This window comes from Microlunatus soli, from assembly GCF_900105385.1.
GTDB lineage: Bacteria > Actinomycetota > Actinomycetes > Propionibacteriales > Propionibacteriaceae > Microlunatus > Microlunatus soli.
Map to the genome: position 1 here is coordinate 503344 of NZ_LT629772.1, position 19089 is coordinate 522432.

Consider the following 19089-nt stretch of genomic DNA (forward strand, 5'->3'; position numbering starts at 1 on the left):
GCTGCTGAGCCGGGCCTGACCGCCACGACGATCACCCGATGCTGAGCAGAACGACCGCCGCACCGGCGCCGACCAATCCGACGCGCTGACGGCGCGTCACCGACTCGTGCAACAGCGTGACGCCGAGGAGGACGGGTAGTGCCGGATACAGCGAGGCCAGCACGACGGCTACGGTGAGCAGTTGCTGCCGAGTGGCAAGCAGATAGAGAACCAGGCCAACGGTCGCGCCGGCGCCGACGACGGCCGCGCGCAGCTGATCGACCACCGACGGTCGGGCTGGTGCGGCCTTGATCACCGGGACGAGGATCAGGGCCACGGCGGACAACCGACCTGCGGCGACCGGCCAGAAACCACTGCTCGGTGACGCCTGGGCCAGAGCCAGGTACTGCACCGCGACACCGACACTGGCGATCAGTCCGTCGATGATCGCCGGAGACCAGCTTCTGACGCTGCCACCGGACACCCCACCACAAGGCCGGCACCACCAGGACGATCCCTGCCCACACGGCTGGGCTCGGTCGATCGCCCAACAGGACCACGCCGCAGACCACGGACAACGCAACACCCGTCACCGCACTGATCGGCACCACAACGCTCACCGACCCACGGCCCACACCCCGATTGATGAACAGCATCGTGACGCCGCTGCCGAGACCGGACACGGCTCCCCACGCCAGGTCACTCGCTCGCAGCTCCGGGGCGCGGAAGGCGATGCTGCCGACGACAGCGATGATCAATGCTCCGAGCTGGCCGATCAGCGCGACCGAAGCGAAGTGGAGCCGGCGGGACAGCACTCCCCCGGCAAAATCTACCGCCCCGTACACGAGGGCTGAGGCCAATGCCAGCAGCGGTCCGCAGATCACCGGCTAGCAGCCGACCCGGCTCGCCGGCGGAACCACTGCCACAGTCGGCTGAGCCGAGAGGGTCGACCGACCGGGACGACGGACGGCCGACCGTTCAGCGGGCCCCAGACGGCCCGCAGCACACCGGTCAACGGGACCACGAACAGGGCACCGGCAAAGCCGGCGACGAAGGTTCCCAGCGCGAGCACCACGATGATCGCCAGCGGATGCAGTCGGACGAACCGGCCGACCACGAACGGCTGCAGCAGGTGGGCCTCGATCTCATTCTCCACGACCAAGATCACCAGTAGCGGCACAGCGGCGCCGAGGCCGGCGGTACCGAGCGTGATGACGACGGCAACCGCACCGGCGACGAACGCACCGACGACCGGGATGAAACTGCCGACGAAGACCAAGATCGCCAGCGGTAGCACGATCGGCACGCCCAGCAACCACAAGGCAGTCCCGATCACCAGCGCATGGATACAGGCGATCACGAAGGTGCCTTGGATGAAACCGGTCAACGCAACCCAGGCAGCACGACCGGCCTCCCGGACCCGGTCCGACGCTCGTTGTGGGAACAGCTCGACGAACCAGTTCCAGACCCGATCTCCGTCGTGCAGCAGGAAGAGCACGACGAACAGGGCGAGCAGGACTCCGGCGACCAGATGGGCAGTGCCCTCGGTGATCCCGAGAGCCGCGGACGCCGTTCCGCTGCCCGCCGACTGCAGCGATCGAGTGACCCGATGCTGCAGCCAATCCAGCGCGTGCTGATCGATCGGCAGCGGCCCGGTGAGCAGTCGGTGCCGGATATCGGTGAGCGACAGCCTGAACTGTGCGACCAGGCGGCCTGATCGGCTGGCGATACCGGAACCGGCCAGAGTGGAAACCCCGCCCAGCACCGCCAGCAGGATCAGCACCGTCAGACCTGCCGACAGCGAGCGCGGCAGCCGCCGGCGGAACAACTGATCCAGTGGTGCGAGCAACGCGACGAACAGCAGCGCGACGGCACACGGGACGATCACGACAGCCAATTGATCGAGCAGCCACAGCAGCAGACGCACACCACCGCCGAGGACGGCGAGCCCGAGCACCCAAGCGACCGCGACCAGGAAGCGCCGCGGCAGAAGATCACGTACTGTCCTCGGCACCTCCTGGCCGGTCGAACGGTCTTCGGAAGCCACAGGGTCCCTTCGATTAGCGGGTCGACACCCAGTTGCTACCCGGATCCCGCCCCCTCAACCGATGCGTCCACTCTCCCGATGCGGCCTCCCGATCGGTGCGGTCGGTCGGCTCGCGGCCGGACGGACCTCAGATGTCCACGTCGCCGCCCATGGTGACGGTCTGCCGGCTGGGAAGCCGGAATCGAGCAGCAGGGTCAGCGGCGTTGTGCGCCAACACGACGAAGAACCGCTTCCGCCACCGTCGCATCCCCGGGGCACGGGTCGGCGTGATGTTGCCATGGGACACGAAGTAGGAGACCGGCTGCGCCTCCGCGAGCACGCCAGGGAGCGCCTGCATCGCACAGGCAGCACGGATCGCCGTCGGGATATCGGCGTCGTCGGAGAAGCCCGCCCGGATCGTCAGGTGCTGGATGCCGTCGTCGGCGTAGCCCAGATCGTCGAAACTGTAGGCGTCGGAATCGCGCACATGTGGCACCTGCACGGCCTCAACCGAGACGATCAGGACATGCTCGTGCAGTACACGATTGTGATCGACGTTGGCCCGCAGGGCGAGCGGAGTGGTGTCCTTGCCGATGTGCGGGAACACCGCCAGCCCCGGGACACGACGGACGTCGTCGTCGCGGACCTCCTCGACAAAGTCCGACAACCTGCCCTCGATGTCGCGGCGGGCGGCGAGCACCAGTTGACGTCCCGTACGCCAGGTGGTCATCGTCACCAGCACTGCGGCAGCGATCAGCAGGGGCACCCAACCACCGCTCAGCACCTTCGACAGGTTGGCGGCGAGAAAGATCACCTCCAATCCTCCGAAGAGGATCGCCGTCATGATCAACTGCCACCCGCGCCAGTGCCAGAGTCGACGGGCGACCACGACCAACAACACCGTGTCGACGACCAGCGCACCGGTCACCGATACGCCGTACGCGGTGGCCAACGCCTGAGATGATCGAAAGGCCAACACGACGGCCAGCACGCCCACGAACAGCAGCGCGTTCACCACGGGGAGATAGATCTGGCCACCTTCCCGTTCGGAGGTCTGCCGGACAGTCAGCGGCGGGACCAGGCCGAGCTGCATCGCCTGGCGGGACAGCGAGAACGCTCCCGAGATCACTGCCTGGCTGGCGATCACGGTCGCGGCGGTCGCCAGCACCACCATCGGGATCCGTGCCCACGGCGGCAACAGCAGGAAGAACGGATTGCCGACGGCATTCGGGTCGTCCAGGATCAATGCTGCCTGCCCGAGGTAGTTCAGATACAACGCCGGAAAGACGACGATGAACCAGGATCTCCTGATCGGGCTGCGCCCGAAATGCCCCATGTCGGCATACAGTGCCTCAGCGCCGGTGATCACCAGCACGATCGCCCCCATCGCGACGAAGGCGATGAACGGGTGGGCGATCACGAACCCCACGGCATAGGTCGGGGAGAGTCCCCGCAACACGCCTGGATGCTGCACCACCATCGACAACCCGGCAGCGGCGAGCGCGACGAACCAGAGCAGCATGATCGGCCCGAAGAACCGGCCGACCTTCCCGGTGCCGAAGCGCTGCACGGCGAACAACAGGACCAAGATCACGGCGGCGATCGGGACCACGAGATGGCTGATGCCCGGCGCCGCGATCTCCAGACCTTCCACCGACGACAGCACGCTGATCGCCGGTGTGATCACCGAATCGCCGTAGAACAACGACACTCCGACGATCCCGATCACCAGCAGCACGGCGACCCGCCGGCTGCGGGCGTACAGCCGCTGTGCCAGTGCGGCCAGGGCCAGCACCCCGCCCTCCCCTTCGTTGCTCGCCCGCATCGTCACGGTCACGTACTTGATCGACACGATCAGCGTTGCGCTCCAGAACATCAGCGAGATGACGCCGTAGACGTCGTCCGGCGTCGGTCGGACCGCACCGTGGTCAAGGGCGAACACGGTCTGCATCGCATACAACGGACTGGTGCCGATATCGCCGAAGACAACACCCAGGGCGGCGATCATCATCACCACCGCCGGTCTGCGCGCCGAGTCGGCGTTCATACCGACGGCTCTCATCTCATCACGCGACCGTTCAGACCGGCAGCGCGAGTGACACCGCGAAGTCACCGGCCCGGTCGGTCCAGATCTGGTCGGCTCGCAGGCCCGCGGCCGCCAGCTCGGCACGGATCCCTTCGAGCCTGAACTTCGCCGAGATCTCGGTCCGGATCTCGTCACCCTCGGCGAATTCGACGGTCAGTTCACAGGACGCGATCCGGACACGTTGCCGACTCCGTGACCGCAGCCGCATCTCGATCCACTCCTGCTCCCGATCCCACACTGCGACGTGGTCGAAGCCGGCCAGGTCGAAGTCGGCAGCAAGATCACGATTCAGCACCGCCAGCACGTTCTTGTTGAAGGCGGCGGTCACGCCGGCAGCGTCGTCGTAGGCGGCCACCAGACGGTCCGGATCCTTCACCAGATCGGTGCCCAACAACAGGGCGTCACCGACGTCCAGCACGGCGCGGACGCTGCCCAGGAAGTCGGCTCGTTCGGCCGGCACCAGATTGCCGATGGTCGAACCCAGGAACGCCAACAGCCGTCGTGACCCTGCCGGAAGTCGGTCAAGATCGGCTTCGAAGTCGCCGACGATCGGCGAGACCTGCAGGTGCGGATATTCCGTGGACAATGCTCTCGCGGCCGAGTGCAGCACCGCGGGATCGACGTCGAACGGGACGAAGCGCCGCAACGAGCCGGCCGCCTGCAACGCGTCCAGCAGCAGCCGGGTCTTGTCCGAGGTGCCGCTGCCCAACTCGATCAACGTCTCGGCGCCGCTGAGCCGCGCGATCCGGGCGGCGTTGTCGGCCAGGATCTCCCGCTCGCGTCTGGTCGGGTAATACTCGGGCAGGCGGGTGATCTGATCGAAGAGGTCGGAGCCGTGCGCGTCGTAGAAGTACTTCGATGGAAGGGTTTTCGGGCTGCCGGTGAGTCCGTCCCGGACGTCGCGGGCGAGTTGATCAAGGCGTTGATCATGGTTCAGGACGAGGTCCATCAGTTTGCACTCTCCAGGTCGGTGATCATGATGCCGGCGTCCGACACCTCGATCATGTGGTGATCGGCCAGGCTGACCCAGCCCCGCTCGTCGTCGTAGGGTTCGCTGGCGACGACGACACCGTCGGGCAGCTGCCGATAGCACAGCTCGTTGTCCCAGGCGACGCCGAGGATCCTGCTGCCGTCGGTCAGCAGCACTGTCAGCCGGGCGTCCGGATCGGCGGCGGCAACCTTGGCCAATGTCTCGGCGAGGTGTTCGACACCGGTATCGAAGATGTGCGCCGCCAGTTGGGCGGAGTCACCGATCGACTCGGCGGCCGACGAGGTCGGCACCGCGTCCAACGCGACCCGGCCGTTGTGGGAGAACAGCCAACGGCCGTCGGTGAACGGTGCCGCCGCGGTCTCGTCCGGCGGCATCCCGACGGTGGCCGACCGGACGGCGGCGAGCACACAGCCGGAGCTGAGCACCGGTGCGATCGAGGCAAACGACGCGTCGTTCCACAACGGACGGGGCGAGCGCCAGCGCCGTACGGTGCCGGTGTCGTCGAGGAAGCCGACGCCCCAGCCGTCGGCGTTCAACAGTCCGTGCCGTTGCTGCCGTGGCGCGTAGGACTGCCGCAACAGGCCGTACTCGGGTTCGGTGATCAACGAGGACAGGGTCCGGGGTGCGCCGAGCCAGGCCAGATGCCTACACATGATCATCTCCCGCTGTCGGTTCGACATCCCAGGCCAGCCGGAAACCGGTGAAGATCTGCCGCCGGATCGGCAGGTCCCAGTTGCGGAAGGACGGCCGGATCGCGCCGTCACCGACTGCCCAGGATCCACCGCGGAGGACTCGGAAGTCGCCGCCGAAGAAGGGCTCGCTGTACTGGCGGTAGAGCATCGGCCGAAAACCGGGCCAAGCTTCGAAGCCCGAAGAGGTCCACTCCCAGACATCACCGATCAGCTGCTCGACACCGTAGGCCGAGGCGCCTCCCGGATAGGCACCGACCGGGGCCGGCTGCAACGCCCCACCACCCAGGTTGGCCAATGCCGGCGTCGGAGCCGAGGATCCCCACGGCCAGCGCCGTCGGCGCCCGGTCGACGGGTCCCAGACCGCAGCCTTCTCCCACTCGGCCTCGGTGGGGAGCCGGGCACCGATCCAGGCAGCATAGGCCTCGGCCTCGAAGAAGCAGACGTGCTGCACCGGTTGGTCGGCGGGGATCTCCTCCAGCACACCGAACCGGCGACGAGACCCGTCGCCGGTCCAGAATTGCGGCCGTTCGAGCCCTGCCTGCTGGCGGTGTGCCCAACCGGCCTCGGACCACCACTGCCGTTGCCGGTAGCCGCCGGCGTCGACGAAGCGGGCGTATTCGGCGTTGGTCACCGGGAAGCGGGCGATCTTGAACGCCGGCACCTGCACCCTGTGGGCCGGTCGCTCGTTGTCCAGCGAGAACGGCTCGTCGGCGCCGTCCACACCGAGCACGAACGGACCGCCGGGCACCAACACGACATCGTCGGCGGTGGCGCGTCCGGCCGGCAGTGCGGTGCCGGTCCCGAACAGCGGCTCACCCTCACGCAGTTGGTGGGTCGCCAACATCGTCTCGACATGCATCTGCTCGTGCTGGGAGACCATCAGATACGGAAACAGCTCCGCGTCCTGGTCCAGCTGTCCACGACGCTCGAGCTGTTCGAGTCGATCAAGCACGCGTCCGCGGACGTCGGCGATGAACGTACGGGCGGCCCCCGGTTTGAGCAGCGGCAGTGACGGCCGGGTCGCTCGTGGATGCTCGAAGGCGTCGTACAGACTCTCGATCTGGGGCGGCAACAATCCTTGCAGGGTTGACTTCCCGTTCCGTAACAGCCACAGGTCCTCCTGCTGACCGATGTGTGCCAGGTCCCAGACCAACGGACTCATCAACGGGCTGTGCTGCCGGGTCAGCTCGGCATCGTCGAACGCGGTCAGAGCCGTCGTCCGTTGCCGGGCCGACTCCAGACTCCGGGCCAGCTGCTCGGTGTTCAGCTGCTGTGGGACCGGTTCCGGAAGCTGCCGGGTGTCAGGCATGGATCTCCTCCTCCAAGGCGGCGGCCGGGCCGTCGCGTTCGACGCGTGCTGCAAAGTCACCGGCCGGCGACCGGCCGGCAATGATCAGGTCGCAGAACTCCCTGAACTCGGCACGCAATTCGTCCGGGGCGTGCCGGACGGCGATCTCGGCGCAGCCTCGGGCGGCCCGTGCCAGCGGTGGATCGGCCAGCCCGTACCGGGCCGCCTGATGCCAGCGCCCCCGGACCGGTGCCAGCTGCCGGGCTGCCGATGCTGCCGCCGCCGGAACATCGATCAAGGTGACGACGAAGGCGGCCAATCCGGGCCACCAGCGGTCGCCGACGGCGTCCAGGCACCGAAGCTCGAGGTAGCCGCGGGGCCGGATCGGTGGGAACAGCGTGCTGAGATGATGATCAAGATCGGACCTGGTCGGCGGTCGATCGACCGGGCCGGCACCCTCGACCCAACCCGAGAACGGGATCCGATCCGTCACCGCCCGGATCCGATCATCGTCGCGGATCTGCATCACCGGGGCGGCCAGCGCGTAGTCCGCCCAGGCTGCTGCCGGATGATCATCGGCGGGCACCGGGCCGGAACGTCGCGGATCGAGGCCGGACCAGGCCTGCTGCCGCATCGAGGACCAGCCCGAGCGTCGGCCGCCCAGCGCCGGTGAGGCTGCGGAGACCGCGATCAGCAGCGGTGCCAGTGCGGTGATCAACCGGAACCTCGCCGGCCACCCCGCCCGGGGACCGGCTTCCAGGTTGATCTGCAGCGCAGCGGTCGCGGTCATCATCGCCGTACCGGCTGCGCCGCTGCCGACGGCTCTGAAGTGCTCCTCCATTGCCGCGTAGCGAGGCCCGGGAGAGACGCGGCGCGGCGGTCGGAGCGGATCGGCACCGAGCGGCACGGCCGCCAGACCGCGTACGGCAAGCGCCGCTGTCAGTGTCCTCCGGTCGGCCTGCAGCGCGCGGATCGCCGTCACCGCACCGTCCAAGGGCGGCGTCGACAACTCCAGCTGCCCGCCGGGCTCGACGGTGACCTTGCTGCCTCCGGACATCGGCGGCAGCCCGTCCACCAGGTCGGTGATCTCTTCCCATTCCGGGCGCCGTCGCCGGTCGGCGGTGTCGATCAGATGGGCCTCCAGCTCCAGGCCGACCGGGCCGACGACGGAATCGGTCAGGGCGGTGGATTCGACCCATCGACGCGCCGTCTCGATCGAGTCCAAGGGCGCTGCTGCAGGCAGCGGCTGGTCGACGATCGGAATGACTGTGGCCATTCACCCCTCCAGGTCCGGACCGGTCCTGGATCCCCGTGAGGAGCACAGAACCGCGGGTCGGTGCGGGGCGATCGCTCAACTGAACGCTCGTCCTCGTCCTGCGTCGATGCCACAGCCGAGCTGCGACGCCGAGGTCATGCTGCGACCAGTCCATACCCGGTCGCCGTCGAGGTCAAACGTACCCGGCCCGGATCCCGCGGTGAAGACCTCGGGGCGTCGGTAGCCGATCGGTAACCGCTCGGTGAGGTCGACGATCACCGCAGTTCAGGCCCGACTCAGGTCTTGGCGTTCTTGGCCCAGACGAAGCAGAACAGACCGAAGCACGCCAGTCCTCCGGCGAGCACGGTGAGCAGCACCGGGCCGGCCGGCTGGTTGCGGACCAGCCGGAGCGCCTCGTCCAGGCCACCGGCGCGTCGGGGGTCGAAGGTCAGGGCCGCCCAGCCGAACAAGCCGCCGACCAGAGCCAGCGCGATGCCCTTGGTGATGTAGCCGGCCACGCCGACGGCCCTACCGGCAGCCGAGGTCGAGCCGACCAGGTCTGCGGTGAAGCTCCGGCGGCTCCCCTTGATCACCTGCGAGACACCGACCGCGATCACGCCGATGCCGACCGCCGCTACCAGGATCCGACCCAACGGCAGTGTCATCAGCTTCGCCGTGATGGAGTCCTCGCTGGAGCCCGAGCCGGCTCCACCGACGAAGCGGAATGCACTGGCTGCGAGCAGCAGGTAGACCAGTGCTCGGCTCGCCGAGGAGAGCCGCTTCAACGTCCGACGCTTCGGGTCGTGTTCGACGGCAACCTTGCCGTGACCGAGTGCCGCTTCCAATGCTTGCCACGGGACCAGCACGGCCAATCCGATCCCGACCATGATCAACAACAGTGGGCCGGCCGGGGTGCCGGCCAGGGTTCGCAACGCACCCTGCTCCGATGCCTGGCCGTCTCCGCTCCAGGCCAGCCGTAGCGCGATACCGGCGATGATCAGATGCACCACCCCGTACGCGCAGAGTCCCGCGCCGACCAGGATCCGATACCAGCGGGCTCGCCGGACCCGCTGGCTCAACTCCTCGGCGGCATCGCGTGCGTCATCGGCAACCTCGGCGGCATCGCGGGCGACCCCGCCGCCGGTTGTGTCCATGGAATCAGTATGTCCGTCCACCGCCGGCAGTGCCGGTGATCCGCACGAACCGCCGCCCCGGTTTCACCTGGATCCACCGATTTGCGGCTCCTGCGCGACCCCATCCGGGCACATCGGCCTGGTGCCGCTCGCTACGCCGCAAATCGGTGGATCCAGGTTTAACGGATCCCAACGCGGGTATCGCTCCCGCTATCCGGCACGACAGATGAGGAGGACTGTGATGACAGGCGCATTCGACAAGGCCAAGGGCACAGCCAAGGAGAAACTCGGCGAGGCCAAGGAGAAAGTCGGCTCCGCGACGAACGATCGCAGCACCCAGGCCGACGGCGTCACCGATCAGGTGAAGGGCAAGGCACAGCAGGCGGAGGGAGAGTTGAAAGACCGAGCAGACGGTGACACCGTCGACGAGCGCGGCGACAGGACGACCGACGATCGGTGAGCGTCGATCATGATCATCGGGCCGGGCGATAGCGGCGGGAAGCCGGGATCGCCTGGCCCTCGGTCGCCGGTCGGACCGGCAAACCGCTGGCAAACCATGGACCCGTACGGCGGACGGCCTTACAGTCTGCTGCGATGATCACCCGACACCCGAACAATCCCGTCCTGGAACCGAGCCAGGTCCCCTATCCCGCGGACTGCGTCTTCAACGCCGGAGCCGCCAAGATCAACGGCGACTATCTGATGGTCTTCCGCAACGACTTCGACTACCGCGGCGGAGCCGCGTTCGGTGGCTGCTGTCTCGGCCTGGCCCGGAGTTCCGACGGCGTCGACTGGACGGTCGACCCGGAACCGATCGTGACGATCGAGCAGGCCCGGCAGTGGTTCGCCGACAGCCACCATCCTCGCTTCGGCGCCGACGAGATCAGCCGGGTCTACGATCCACGGATCACGGTGCTCGATGATCAGATCCACCTGACGGTGGCGATGGACACCCGGCACGGCATCCTCGGCGCGATCCTGCGGACCGACGACTTCCGCCGGTTCGAGCTGATCAGCCTGTCGGTGCCGGACAACCGCAACATGGTGCTCTTCCCGGAACGGATCGGCGACCGCTACTACCGGCTGGAGCGCCCGTTCTCGATCTACGGTCGGGGTGCACCCGAGGCGTTCGATCTCTGGTCCTCCAGCTCACCGGATCTCACTCACTGGGGCAACAGCCGACTGGTGCTCGGGAGCGAAGAGGTCCCGTACGCCAACTCCAAGATCGGCCCGGCGGCGCCACCGATCCGCACCCCCGCAGGCTGGCTGGCAGCGATCCACGCCGTCCACAAGGACGATGATCAACTCTTGAACGCCTGGGGTGATCAGCAGTGGACGAAGGCCTACCACGCCGGCCTCGCGTTGCTCGATCTCGACGATCCGCAACGACTGATCGGTATCTCCCGGCAGCCGCTCCTGACTCCGGAGCCGCCGTATGAGACCGACGGCTTCCGCGGCAGCGTGATCTTCCCCTGCGCGATGATCGCCGAGGACTCCGGAGAGGTGAAGATCTACTACGGCGCCGCCGACACCGTCGTCGCCCTCGCCTCCGCGGATCTGGATGATCTGCTGAGCTCGATCGAACCGGTGCCGACAGCGCGGTAGCACTGTCCGGCTGCCGTAACGCCTGCGTTTGTCACGCCCTCGCCGGGGTACTGGCCACGGCATGACTGGACCGGAATCTGAACTGACCGCGGAAGAACGCGCCACTGCTGACCGGCAGGCGGTCGCCGATGTCGTCGAGAAGGCACGGATCGCCGTGCTGACGACGATTGCGTCCGACGGATCGCTGGTCAGCCGACCGATGGCGCTGCAGCAGCGGCGGTTCGACGACGACCTGTATTTCTTCACCCCGGACCCGTCGGACAAGACCGACCAGGTCCGTTCCCATCCGGCCGTCAACGTCGCGATCCACTCCGCCGGCTCGTACCTGTCGCTGTCCGGATCGGCATCGATCAGCAAGGACCCGACGGTGATCGATGAGCTGTGGGATGCCGGTGCGGCCGCGTGGTTCGATGCCGGCCGGAACGACCCGGCGGTCGCTCTGCTGGTGGTGAGCACCGACTCCGCCGAACTGCAGTCGATCGACGGACCGCGGATCCTCACGTTGGCCAAATACGCCAAGGCTGTGGTCACCAAGGATCACCCTGACGTCGGCGACAGCACCCGGTTGGACCTCTGAATCCGCCGTCAACCGCGCCCCCAACGACCGAATGAAGGAGTCCTCACTGATGCCCGACACCACCGCGATCACCGTCCGTCGGGAGATCGACGCCGACGCCGCGGACATCTTCAGCATCCTGAGCAACCCCGATCGACACAACGAATTCGACGGCTCCGGATTCATCCGGTCGGCCGACCACCCGCAGCGGATCCAGGCGGTCGGCGAAACGTTCCGCATGAACATGGCCGGCGACCACATGGGCGGCGAATACCAGACCGACAACACCGTCACCGGCTTCCAGCCCGGCAAACTGATCTCCTGGCAGACCGCACCGGCCGGCCAGCAGCCACCCGGCTGGGAGTGGGTCTACGAACTCACCCCACTTGATCATGAACGCACCGAGGTCCAGCTGAGCTACGACTGGTCGCGGGTCACCGACAGGGAACTGCTGAAGCAGATCTCGTTCCCGTTGGTCGGTCGCGAACAGTTGGAGGGTTCGCTGGCCGAACTCGCCGCAGTGGTCCGCGGCTGAGCCATCACCCGGGCCGTCAGCCGGCGCGGAGTGCCTTGATCAAGTCCGCCTTGTTCATGGCCGAACGTCCCTTGACACCGACGTTCTGCGCTTCCTTCAGCAGATCGGCTCGGGTCCACTCCGCGTAGGCCGGTGCCGATCCCTGCGCAGCGGTCTTCCGCGGGGTCGCCGTCTTGCGCGGGATCGCGGCCTTGCGGGTGGCCGTCTTGCGGGCGGGCGCGGCCTTCCGTGCGGTCGCAGTCCTGCCTGCGGTCGAGCTCTTGCGCGGCGCAGCTGGTGCGCTCGGAGCTTCGGTGCTGCTCGGCTCCGGTGCCGGGGCGGCCTGCTCCGCCGCGGCGGCTTCGGCCTTCGCGGCCTTCTTCGCGTCCTTCTTGGCTGCCTTGTCCCGCGCAGCCGTGGCCGCGTCGGCAATCCGAGCCGACTTCTTCTTGGACAGTCCCTCGTCCCGCAGCAGCTTGTACAGCGCGCGGTCCGCGACCGGCTGGCCGGTCTTGTCCTTGCTCTTCTTCTTCGTCTTCGCCATGGTGTCCTCCACAGGTTCGAATCCGTCGGCCGGGTCGGGGTCTTCGAACCGAGCCCGGGTACGGGCCCACCTACGGCCGACGAGTAGTCCCGGCACTCTACTGCCAGCACGTGACGCGGGCCGCGCGCCACGACGCAGCACCGATCTGCTCAGTCGCTGCCCTGCTCAGTCGTTGCCGGCGACGTCCTTGGGGACCTCGAGATCGCTGTGCACGATCTCCTCGATCGAGACGTCGCGGAAGGTGAGCGCCTTTGCGCTCTTGACGAACCGGGACGGCCGGTACATGTCCCACACCCAGGCGTCGGCCATCGAGACCTCGTAGTAGACGTCGCCGCCCTCGGAACGGACCTTCAGATCGACGGCGTTGCACAGGTAGAAGCGACGCTCGGTCTCCACCGCGTAGGTGAAGATCCCGACGACGTCCTTGTACTCACGGTAGAGCTGCAGCTCCAGATCGCTCTCGTACTGTTCCAGATCTTCGGCGCTCATCTCACTCACCCTCTTCTCGACCGCGGTTGTGCAGCAGCAGCCCGGGCAGGGACCGGAGCTGCTGTCCGGGCTTCACCGTACGGACCACGTTGTCGAAGCGCATCCGGTGGGTCGGGCTCGGTCCCAGCCGATCCAGGTGCCCCTGGTGCAGCGGCGTGCAATAGCCCTTGTGGACCGCGAACTCGTAGTCGGGATACACCGCGTCCAGTTCGACCATGATCCGATCCCGGGTCACCTTGGCCAACACCGATGCTGCCGCCACGCAGGCCGCCACCCGGTCACCCTTCCAGATCGACAGGCCAGGCAGTCCGAGTCCGTCCACGCTGAAACCGTCGGTCAGCACATAGGTCGGCGCGATGTCCAGCCGCAGCAACGCCCGACGCAGTGCCTCGATGTTGGCGACATGCATGCCGAGCCGGTCGCATTCCTCGGGCTCGATCGCCACCACCGACCAGGCCAGCGCCTTGTCGACGATCTGGTCGTAGCAGCGTTCCCGCTGTGCGGCGGTCAGCAGTTTGGAGTCGCGCAGACCGGTGATCTGTTTGGACTTGGCATCGGACAGGATCGCAGCACCGGCGACCAGCGGCCCGGCGCACGCACCACGGCCTGCCTCGTCGGCCCCGGCGACCGGATCCAGACCGGCTCGCTGCAGCGCGCGCTCGTAGCCGTACAGCCCACTGTCGCGGCGGACCTGGACGCGGGGGACGACGGCGTCGGTCCCGATGCCGACGCCGGCTCCCTGATCGGTGACCGAAGCATTCATCAACATCTCACGTTAGGCGTTTTCACCACCGGTTCGGCAGCGGGTGGGCCCTTCGCGTCGGGAACCGGCTCGAAGGTGGCCGGACGTTTCAGCAGTTCGGCACGGGAGAACGGAGCGACGATGGCGAACACCGGGCCGACGACGTCATCGGTCGGGACGAAGGCGCTCATGTATTCGCCGTCGGCGCTCTGGTCGTCCAGGTGGCAACGGGAATCGGCGCTGTTGTCGCGATGGTCACCCATCACCCAGATCCGGTCCCGAGGCACCACCACGTCGAACGGGAAGTCCGACGGCTTGCTCTGCGAACCGCCGCTCTTGTACAGGTAGGACGACTCGTCCAGTGCCTGGCCGTTGACCGTGATCCGGCCGTCGGTGTCGCAACAGACGACATGATCACCGGGCAGTCCGATCGCCCGCTTGACCAGGTACTCGCTGCTGGTGTTCGGCAGCACGCCGATCCACTCCAGCCCCTTGCCGATCGGGCCGCGTTCCTCGGTCTGCGGTTCGTCACCCAGCCAGTGGTTGGGGTCCTTGAAGACGACGACGTCGCCGCGTTTGAAGTCGGTGATCTTCTGGACCGCGATCCGGTCGCCGACATTGAGGGTGTGCTCCATCGATCCGGACGGGACCAGGAACATCTGACCGACGAAGGCACGGATCAACGCTGCGATGATCAACGCGCCGACGACGACGATCACCAGTTCCTTGATCAGGCTCCAGATCTTGTCACCGATGGTGCGCGGATTGTCCTCGCTGCCGACCTTGGCCGCATTCAACGGACGGCGTCCGACCACGAGAGGATCGGCCTCGTCATCAGCGATGACGTCAGCATGGCTTTCACTCGTTCCGTTGACACGTCGGCCATTATTCCTCAGGCCGAGGACAAACCTGAGAGAGCGCGCCGCCACTCCGGGGAACTCGGCCCCCGGGGTACGGGGACTCAGGCCTCGCGCTTCTCCTTGATCTTGGCGGCCTTGCCGCGCAGACCACGCAGGTAGTAGAGCTTGGCGCGACGGACATCACCGCGGCGGTCGACCTCGATCTTGTCGATGATCGGGCTGTGCACCGGGAAGGTCCGCTCGACGCCGACGCCGAAGCTGACCTTGCGGACGGTGAAGGACTCGCGGACACCTGCACCGGAGCGGGAGATCACGATGCCGGTGAAGAGCTGGACACGGGACCGGTTGCCTTCGACGACCCGGACGTGCACCTTGACGGTGTCACCGGCGCGGAAGTCGGGAACGTCGTCCCGCAGCGAAGCCTTGTCGAGAGCGTCGATCAGGGCGGGAGAGGGCGTGGTAGCCATGATGGTGTCCTTGCTCGGCGCCACAGGTCACCGCTAGCGATGAGTTCTCAAACCCTCAGGGCGCGGACGATCCCCCTGTGGCAGGAGCCGCGCAGACGCTGAGGACAACAGCAGTCGATTCTGCCACAGCGGTGCCATCGGGGCGAAATCGATCGCCGCCGAACGCAGGCGCCGGAGTCAGGTCGTCCGCGGGACGAGAATGGCGGCCATGAGTGATTTCCACCTGGTGGGCTGGTTGGTTCTTCGTGACGACCGGGAACGGATCCTGCTCGCCCGGCGGGCCGGCGTCAGCTACGGCGAGGGTCACTGGGGTCTGCCCGGCGGGCACGTCGAGCCCGGTGAGACGCTGCCCGATGCCGCCGCCCGGGAAGCCGCCGAGGAGGTCGGGATCACCGTGCGGCCGGATCGGCTGGTCCCGCTGGGCATGTCCCGCTACACCGACGCCGGCGTCGCCGGTCTGGATGTGTTCTTCGGCACCGACCACTACTCCGGCGAACCGCGCCCGGTCGACGAGTGCGACCGGGTCGGCTGGTTCGGGCTGGACGCACTCCCCGACCCGGTCCTGCCGTGGCTGCCGACGACGCTCCGGCGACTACTGGTGGACCACCAGTGGTACGAGGAAGTGTTGGGCTGAACCGGCAGCCCGGTACCGAATGTGAGCCGATGGCTGCCAAACCGGCCATCCGACAGCCATCAGCTCACCATCGGTGCCCGGTCTGCGATCCGGGTACGACGGGCGTCGGGCCAGCCAGGGCTGTGGCGGATCTTCGGCGCCCGCCAGCGGTAGCGGTCAGGTCAGGTCAGGTCGACCAGTCGGGCTCGGCCGACCCCGATCCAGATCGCGGCGACGAGCGGGACCAACAGTCCCCAGGACGGGCCGAACGCCCGCTCGTCATCCCCGGCGTCGATGTCGGGGAACCAGCCGAGTCCGATCGCCACCAGCAGCGTTCCGAGCACCAGCACAGCCAGCGAGATCCCGACCAGCCATTTCGCCTTGGCCGAGTCCTTGTCCAACGAGGTCAGCACCGCGACCGCGGTGGCCAGCAGTCCGATCAGCAGCACCGCCACCCCGATCCCGATCAGCACCAGACCGCCCTGTGCCGCGTACGGGTGGGATTCGGCCAGGTCCTCGACCTCCTCGCCGAGCTCGGGCATCCTGGCGATCAGGCCGAACAAGTGGTGCCGGTCGACCGAGAGCCGGTCGCTGCCGTCGTGTTCGTCAGCCGTGAAGGCGGCGACCGGAACCAAAATCGTTGCGGCCAACAGCGTCAGGGAGATCAACTGGGTTTGCCATCGGACGAGCTGGACGATGCCGTCCATCCGACCCGACACTCCTTCGACGGATATCACCGGCGCATGGTAGCGGTCCCTGAGCTCGTCAGCCGTTCGCCGCGACGGCGGCCGCGCCCCCGGCCGGCGCCGGGTCGTCCGGTGCCGCGATCGTCTCCAGCCGCGCGAACCGGCCGGGCTCGGGGTCGTCGGTGAAGGTGAGTTCGCCGGTCAGCCCGATCTCGTCCAGGAACGGCCGATCGTGGCTGATCACCAGCAGCGCACCCTGATACTGCCGCAGCGCCGAGGTCAGCGCCGCGACGGTGTCCAGGTCCAGATTGTTGGTGGGCTCGTCCAAGATCAGCAGCTGTGGCGCAGGCTCGGCCATCAACAACGCCGCCAGACTCGCCCGGAACAGCTCTCCCCCGGACAGGCTCCGGGCCGGTCGGGTGATCACGTCGGCTCCGAGCAGGAACCGTGCCAGTCCGGCACGCAGCCGGTTGTCATCGGCGTTCGGGGCCAGTCGGGACACCGAGGACAACACCGGCAGGTCGTTGTCCAGGATCTGCAACCGCTGCGGCAACAGCCGGTAGGGCACCTTCGTCCGTACCGTTCCCGCCCGTGGTGGCACCGTGCCGGTCACCGTGTCGATGAAGGTCGTCTTGCCGGTTCCGTTGCCTCCGGTCAGTGCCAGCCGCTCCGGGCCGCGGACGTGCAGATCAACACCGACACCGTTGCGCAGCACCAGGTCCTCGGTGATCAACACCTCCCGTCCGGCGGGGATCGCCGTCGCCCGCAGGTCGACCTTGATCAGATCGTCATCGCGGACCCGTGCCTCGGCATCGTCCAGCCGCGCCTTGGCCTCCTCGACATCGGCCTCGTGGCCGCCGCGGAGCTTGCCGTTGGATACCTCGGCCTTGCGTTTCATTGCGCCGGCGATGATCTTGGGCATCCCGCTCTTCTCGGCGAACTCCTTGCCGTAACGGTTGTGCCGATCCATCTTGGTCTGCGCCTCGATCAACTCACGACGCTGTCGTTTCAGATTGGCCTCGGCACTGCGGACAGCACGGGCTGCGGCTTCCTGCTCCACGGCGACCGCCTCGGTGTAGGCATCGAAGTTTCCGCCGTAGAAGGTGATCGCGGAATCCCGGAGCTCGGCGATCTGATCACACAGGGCGAGGAGCTCGCGGTCGTGGCTGACCGCGATCACCGGCCCGGGCCAGCGTTGCACCGCGGCGTACAACCGGTCCCGGGCCGACCGGTCCAGGTTGTTGGTCGGCTCGTCCAACAGCAACACCTCGGGTCGGGCGAGGAAGAGTCCGGCCAGCGCCAGCAGCACGACCTGCCCGCCGGACAGGGTGCCGACCGGTCGCTCCAGATCAAGATCGACAAAACCGAACGCGGACAGCTCGGCCTGGACCCGATCCTCCAGATCCCAGTTGTCGCCGATGACGTCGAAGTCGTCCGGCTCACCGTCGCCGGCGTCGACCTTTGCCAATGCAGCAACGATTTCCTCGATGCCGAGCACCGAGGCGACCGTGCGGTCGCCGGCCAGCACGAGGTCCTGCCGGAGGTAGCCGATCCGGTCCGGGCGACTGATCGTCCCGGACGTCGGGTGCAGCTCGTCGGCCAGCAGTTTGATCAAGGTCGACTTGCCGGCTCCGTTGCGCCCGACCAGTCCGGTGAAGCCGCCGGCAAAGCTGCAGTCCAGGGATTCGAGGACGGTCTCGCCGGTCGGAAAAGAGAATGAGAGGTCGTGACAGACCAGAACAGCAGACATCTGCGGGTACTCCTGAAGTCGGATGCGCACCGGCCGGATCGGCTGGGTGCAGCGAGAATGCGACTTCAGAGATCCACTGGGTGGCCTTCCGCAGACAATGAGACGGCATCAAGCTTAGGCCAGCGATCCGAGTCGATCAAGTCTGCTGCGCCGAAGGGTCAGATCCGCCCGGGCCGAGGTCAAGGTCGGGCCACGGTGTGGAGTCCGGATCGTCGACAGACCATGACCCTGCTGTGACAAAGCCGCGATGTCGTGGTGACGGCCCGAACCTACCGTCGCCATCATGATCAACTTCAAGAAGCGAATCATTGCCTCTGCAGCTGTTGCGGCCGCCGGGCTCGGGGTCACGGCCGGCACCGCGGTGCTGCCGACCGCCGATGCCGCGGCGACGCCGCCGGCCAAGGCCAGCGACCTGAAGATCACCGCCAAGACCATCGACAACAGCAGCGCCGGGCACCACTACGCCTGGCTGACCTTCACCAACACCAGCGATCACAAGGTCTCGTTGCGAGGCTTCTCCGGGACCTCGTTCGTCGCCTACGACAACGGCACCCAGGTCGGCAAGTCCGCCCGCTGGCAGCACGAGCACTCGCCGAAGACCGTCGTCCTCTCCCCCGGCAAGAAGACCAAGGAACTGGTGACGATGGCCGATCCGGGCGTCTTCGGCTCCGGCCACACCGTGACCGCGGACGGCTTCCGGGTCTACATCCCCGGCTCGACGGCGGCCGTCTTCGTCCCGTACAAGACCAAGGTCAGCACCCGCAACGTCGAGCAGCTCGCCGTGCAGCCGATCGGGATCCCCGCCTGATCACA

The 19089-nt window shown here is 67.3% G+C and carries 21 protein-coding genes and 1 pseudogene; 6 read left to right on the forward strand and 16 right to left on the reverse strand.

Annotated elements, in window-relative coordinates:
• Positions 1–31: 31 nt before the first annotated feature.
• The 9 genes and pseudogenes from BLU38_RS31300 to BLU38_RS02395 form a co-directional block, all read right to left on the reverse strand.
• Positions 32–463 carry an EamA family transporter gene (locus tag BLU38_RS31300; RefSeq protein ID WP_197679955.1) on the reverse strand — a complete coding sequence of 144 codons (432 nt, stop codon included), beginning with the start codon at positions 461–463 and terminating at the stop codon, positions 32–34.
• Positions 464–482: 19 nt separating this feature from the next.
• Positions 483–863, reverse strand: a pseudogene (locus BLU38_RS32255) (EamA family transporter); the annotation flags it as partial.
• Complete coding sequence (locus BLU38_RS02360) at positions 860–2026, reverse strand: AI-2E family transporter (protein ID WP_157683170.1); 1167 nt, start codon at positions 2024–2026, stop codon at positions 860–862. The gene BLU38_RS02360 and the pseudogene BLU38_RS32255, both read right to left, overlap by 4 nt.
• 127 nt (positions 2027–2153) lie before the next feature.
• On the reverse strand, positions 2154–4067 hold the full coding sequence (locus tag BLU38_RS02365) for a potassium transporter Kup (RefSeq protein WP_091519270.1): 1914 nt from the start codon (positions 4065–4067) through the stop codon (positions 2154–2156).
• A 16-nt stretch (positions 4068–4083) separates the two neighbouring features.
• Complete coding sequence (gene egtD / locus BLU38_RS02370; RefSeq protein WP_091519274.1) at positions 4084–5040, reverse strand: L-histidine N(alpha)-methyltransferase; 957 nt, start codon at positions 5038–5040, stop codon at positions 4084–4086.
• Positions 5040–5735, reverse strand: coding sequence for an ergothioneine biosynthesis protein EgtC (egtC, locus tag BLU38_RS02375; RefSeq protein WP_091519278.1), 696 nt, complete (start codon positions 5733–5735; stop codon positions 5040–5042). The genes egtD and egtC overlap by 1 nt, the downstream gene beginning before the upstream one ends.
• A complete protein-coding gene (egtB, locus tag BLU38_RS02380; RefSeq protein WP_091519281.1) occupies positions 5728–7083 on the reverse strand; it encodes an ergothioneine biosynthesis protein EgtB in 1356 nt (451 codons plus the stop codon). The genes egtC and egtB overlap by 8 nt, the downstream gene beginning before the upstream one ends.
• Complete coding sequence (gene egtA / locus BLU38_RS02385; RefSeq protein ID WP_091519285.1) at positions 7076–8338, reverse strand: ergothioneine biosynthesis glutamate--cysteine ligase EgtA; 1263 nt, start codon at positions 8336–8338, stop codon at positions 7076–7078. The genes egtB and egtA overlap by 8 nt, the downstream gene beginning before the upstream one ends.
• Positions 8339–8613: 275 nt before the next feature.
• Positions 8614–9471 carry a DUF1206 domain-containing protein gene (locus BLU38_RS02395; protein WP_091519291.1) on the reverse strand — a complete coding sequence of 286 codons (858 nt, stop codon included), beginning with the start codon at positions 9469–9471 and terminating at the stop codon, positions 8614–8616.
• 220 nt (positions 9472–9691) lie between these two features.
• Here BLU38_RS02395 and BLU38_RS02400 point away from each other — a divergent pair, with 220 nt between their 5' ends.
• From BLU38_RS02400 to BLU38_RS02415, 4 genes are all read left to right on the forward strand, one after another.
• Positions 9692–9910: a CsbD family protein gene (locus tag BLU38_RS02400; RefSeq protein WP_091519295.1), complete on the forward strand. Its 219-nt coding sequence runs from the start codon at positions 9692–9694 to the stop codon at positions 9908–9910.
• Between the two features lie 134 nt (positions 9911–10044).
• Positions 10045–11055, forward strand: coding sequence for a glycoside hydrolase family 130 protein (locus BLU38_RS02405; protein ID WP_091519299.1), 1011 nt, complete (start codon positions 10045–10047; stop codon positions 11053–11055).
• A gap of 61 nt (positions 11056–11116) precedes the next feature.
• Positions 11117–11632 (forward strand): pyridoxamine 5'-phosphate oxidase family protein, encoded by a 516-nt coding sequence (locus BLU38_RS02410; protein WP_091519302.1) that lies wholly within the window; start codon positions 11117–11119, stop codon positions 11630–11632.
• A gap of 49 nt (positions 11633–11681) precedes the next feature.
• Positions 11682–12146 (forward strand): SRPBCC domain-containing protein, encoded by a 465-nt coding sequence (locus BLU38_RS02415; protein WP_091531708.1) that lies wholly within the window; start codon positions 11682–11684, stop codon positions 12144–12146.
• A gap of 16 nt (positions 12147–12162) precedes the next feature.
• On the opposite strand, the gene BLU38_RS02420 is transcribed toward BLU38_RS02415, so the two are convergent.
• From BLU38_RS02420 to rplS, 5 genes are all read right to left on the reverse strand, one after another.
• Positions 12163–12669 (reverse strand): DUF7218 family protein, encoded by a 507-nt coding sequence (locus BLU38_RS02420; RefSeq protein ID WP_157683171.1) that lies wholly within the window; start codon positions 12667–12669, stop codon positions 12163–12165.
• 165 nt (positions 12670–12834) lie between these two features.
• Complete coding sequence (locus BLU38_RS02425) at positions 12835–13158, reverse strand: DUF2469 domain-containing protein (protein ID WP_091519309.1); 324 nt, start codon at positions 13156–13158, stop codon at positions 12835–12837.
• A gap of 1 nt (position 13159) precedes the next feature.
• Entirely contained in the window at positions 13160–13921 is a 762-nt protein-coding gene (locus BLU38_RS02430; protein ID WP_091519312.1) for a ribonuclease HII, read from the reverse strand.
• Positions 13921–14715 (reverse strand): signal peptidase I, encoded by a 795-nt coding sequence (lepB, locus tag BLU38_RS02435; protein ID WP_231920148.1) that lies wholly within the window; start codon positions 14713–14715, stop codon positions 13921–13923. Before lepB ends, BLU38_RS02430 begins: the two co-directional genes overlap by 1 nt.
• Positions 14716–14861: 146 nt before the next feature.
• Positions 14862–15227 carry a 50S ribosomal protein L19 gene (gene rplS, locus BLU38_RS02440; RefSeq protein ID WP_091531715.1) on the reverse strand — a complete coding sequence of 122 codons (366 nt, stop codon included), beginning with the start codon at positions 15225–15227 and terminating at the stop codon, positions 14862–14864.
• A 208-nt stretch (positions 15228–15435) separates the two neighbouring features.
• Between rplS and BLU38_RS02445 the strand changes: the two genes are divergently transcribed.
• Positions 15436–15861, forward strand: coding sequence for an NUDIX domain-containing protein (locus BLU38_RS02445; protein WP_157683172.1), 426 nt, complete (start codon positions 15436–15438; stop codon positions 15859–15861).
• 161 nt (positions 15862–16022) lie between these two features.
• Here the strand turns inward: BLU38_RS02445 and BLU38_RS02450 are convergent, their stop codons facing one another.
• Together BLU38_RS02450 and BLU38_RS02455 are read right to left on the reverse strand one after the other, a co-directional pair.
• Complete coding sequence (locus BLU38_RS02450; RefSeq protein WP_157683173.1) at positions 16023–16577, reverse strand: hypothetical protein; 555 nt, start codon at positions 16575–16577, stop codon at positions 16023–16025.
• 28 nt (positions 16578–16605) lie between these two features.
• The gene (locus BLU38_RS02455; protein ID WP_091531718.1) at positions 16606–18276 is read right to left on the reverse strand and encodes an ATP-binding cassette domain-containing protein; all 1671 of its coding nucleotides are present in this window, start codon (positions 18274–18276) and stop codon (positions 16606–16608) included.
• A 283-nt stretch (positions 18277–18559) separates the two neighbouring features.
• Here BLU38_RS02455 and BLU38_RS02460 point away from each other — a divergent pair, with 283 nt between their 5' ends.
• Entirely contained in the window at positions 18560–19084 is a 525-nt protein-coding gene (locus BLU38_RS02460) for a DUF4232 domain-containing protein (protein WP_091519323.1), read from the forward strand.
• Positions 19085–19089 lie beyond the last annotated feature (5 nt).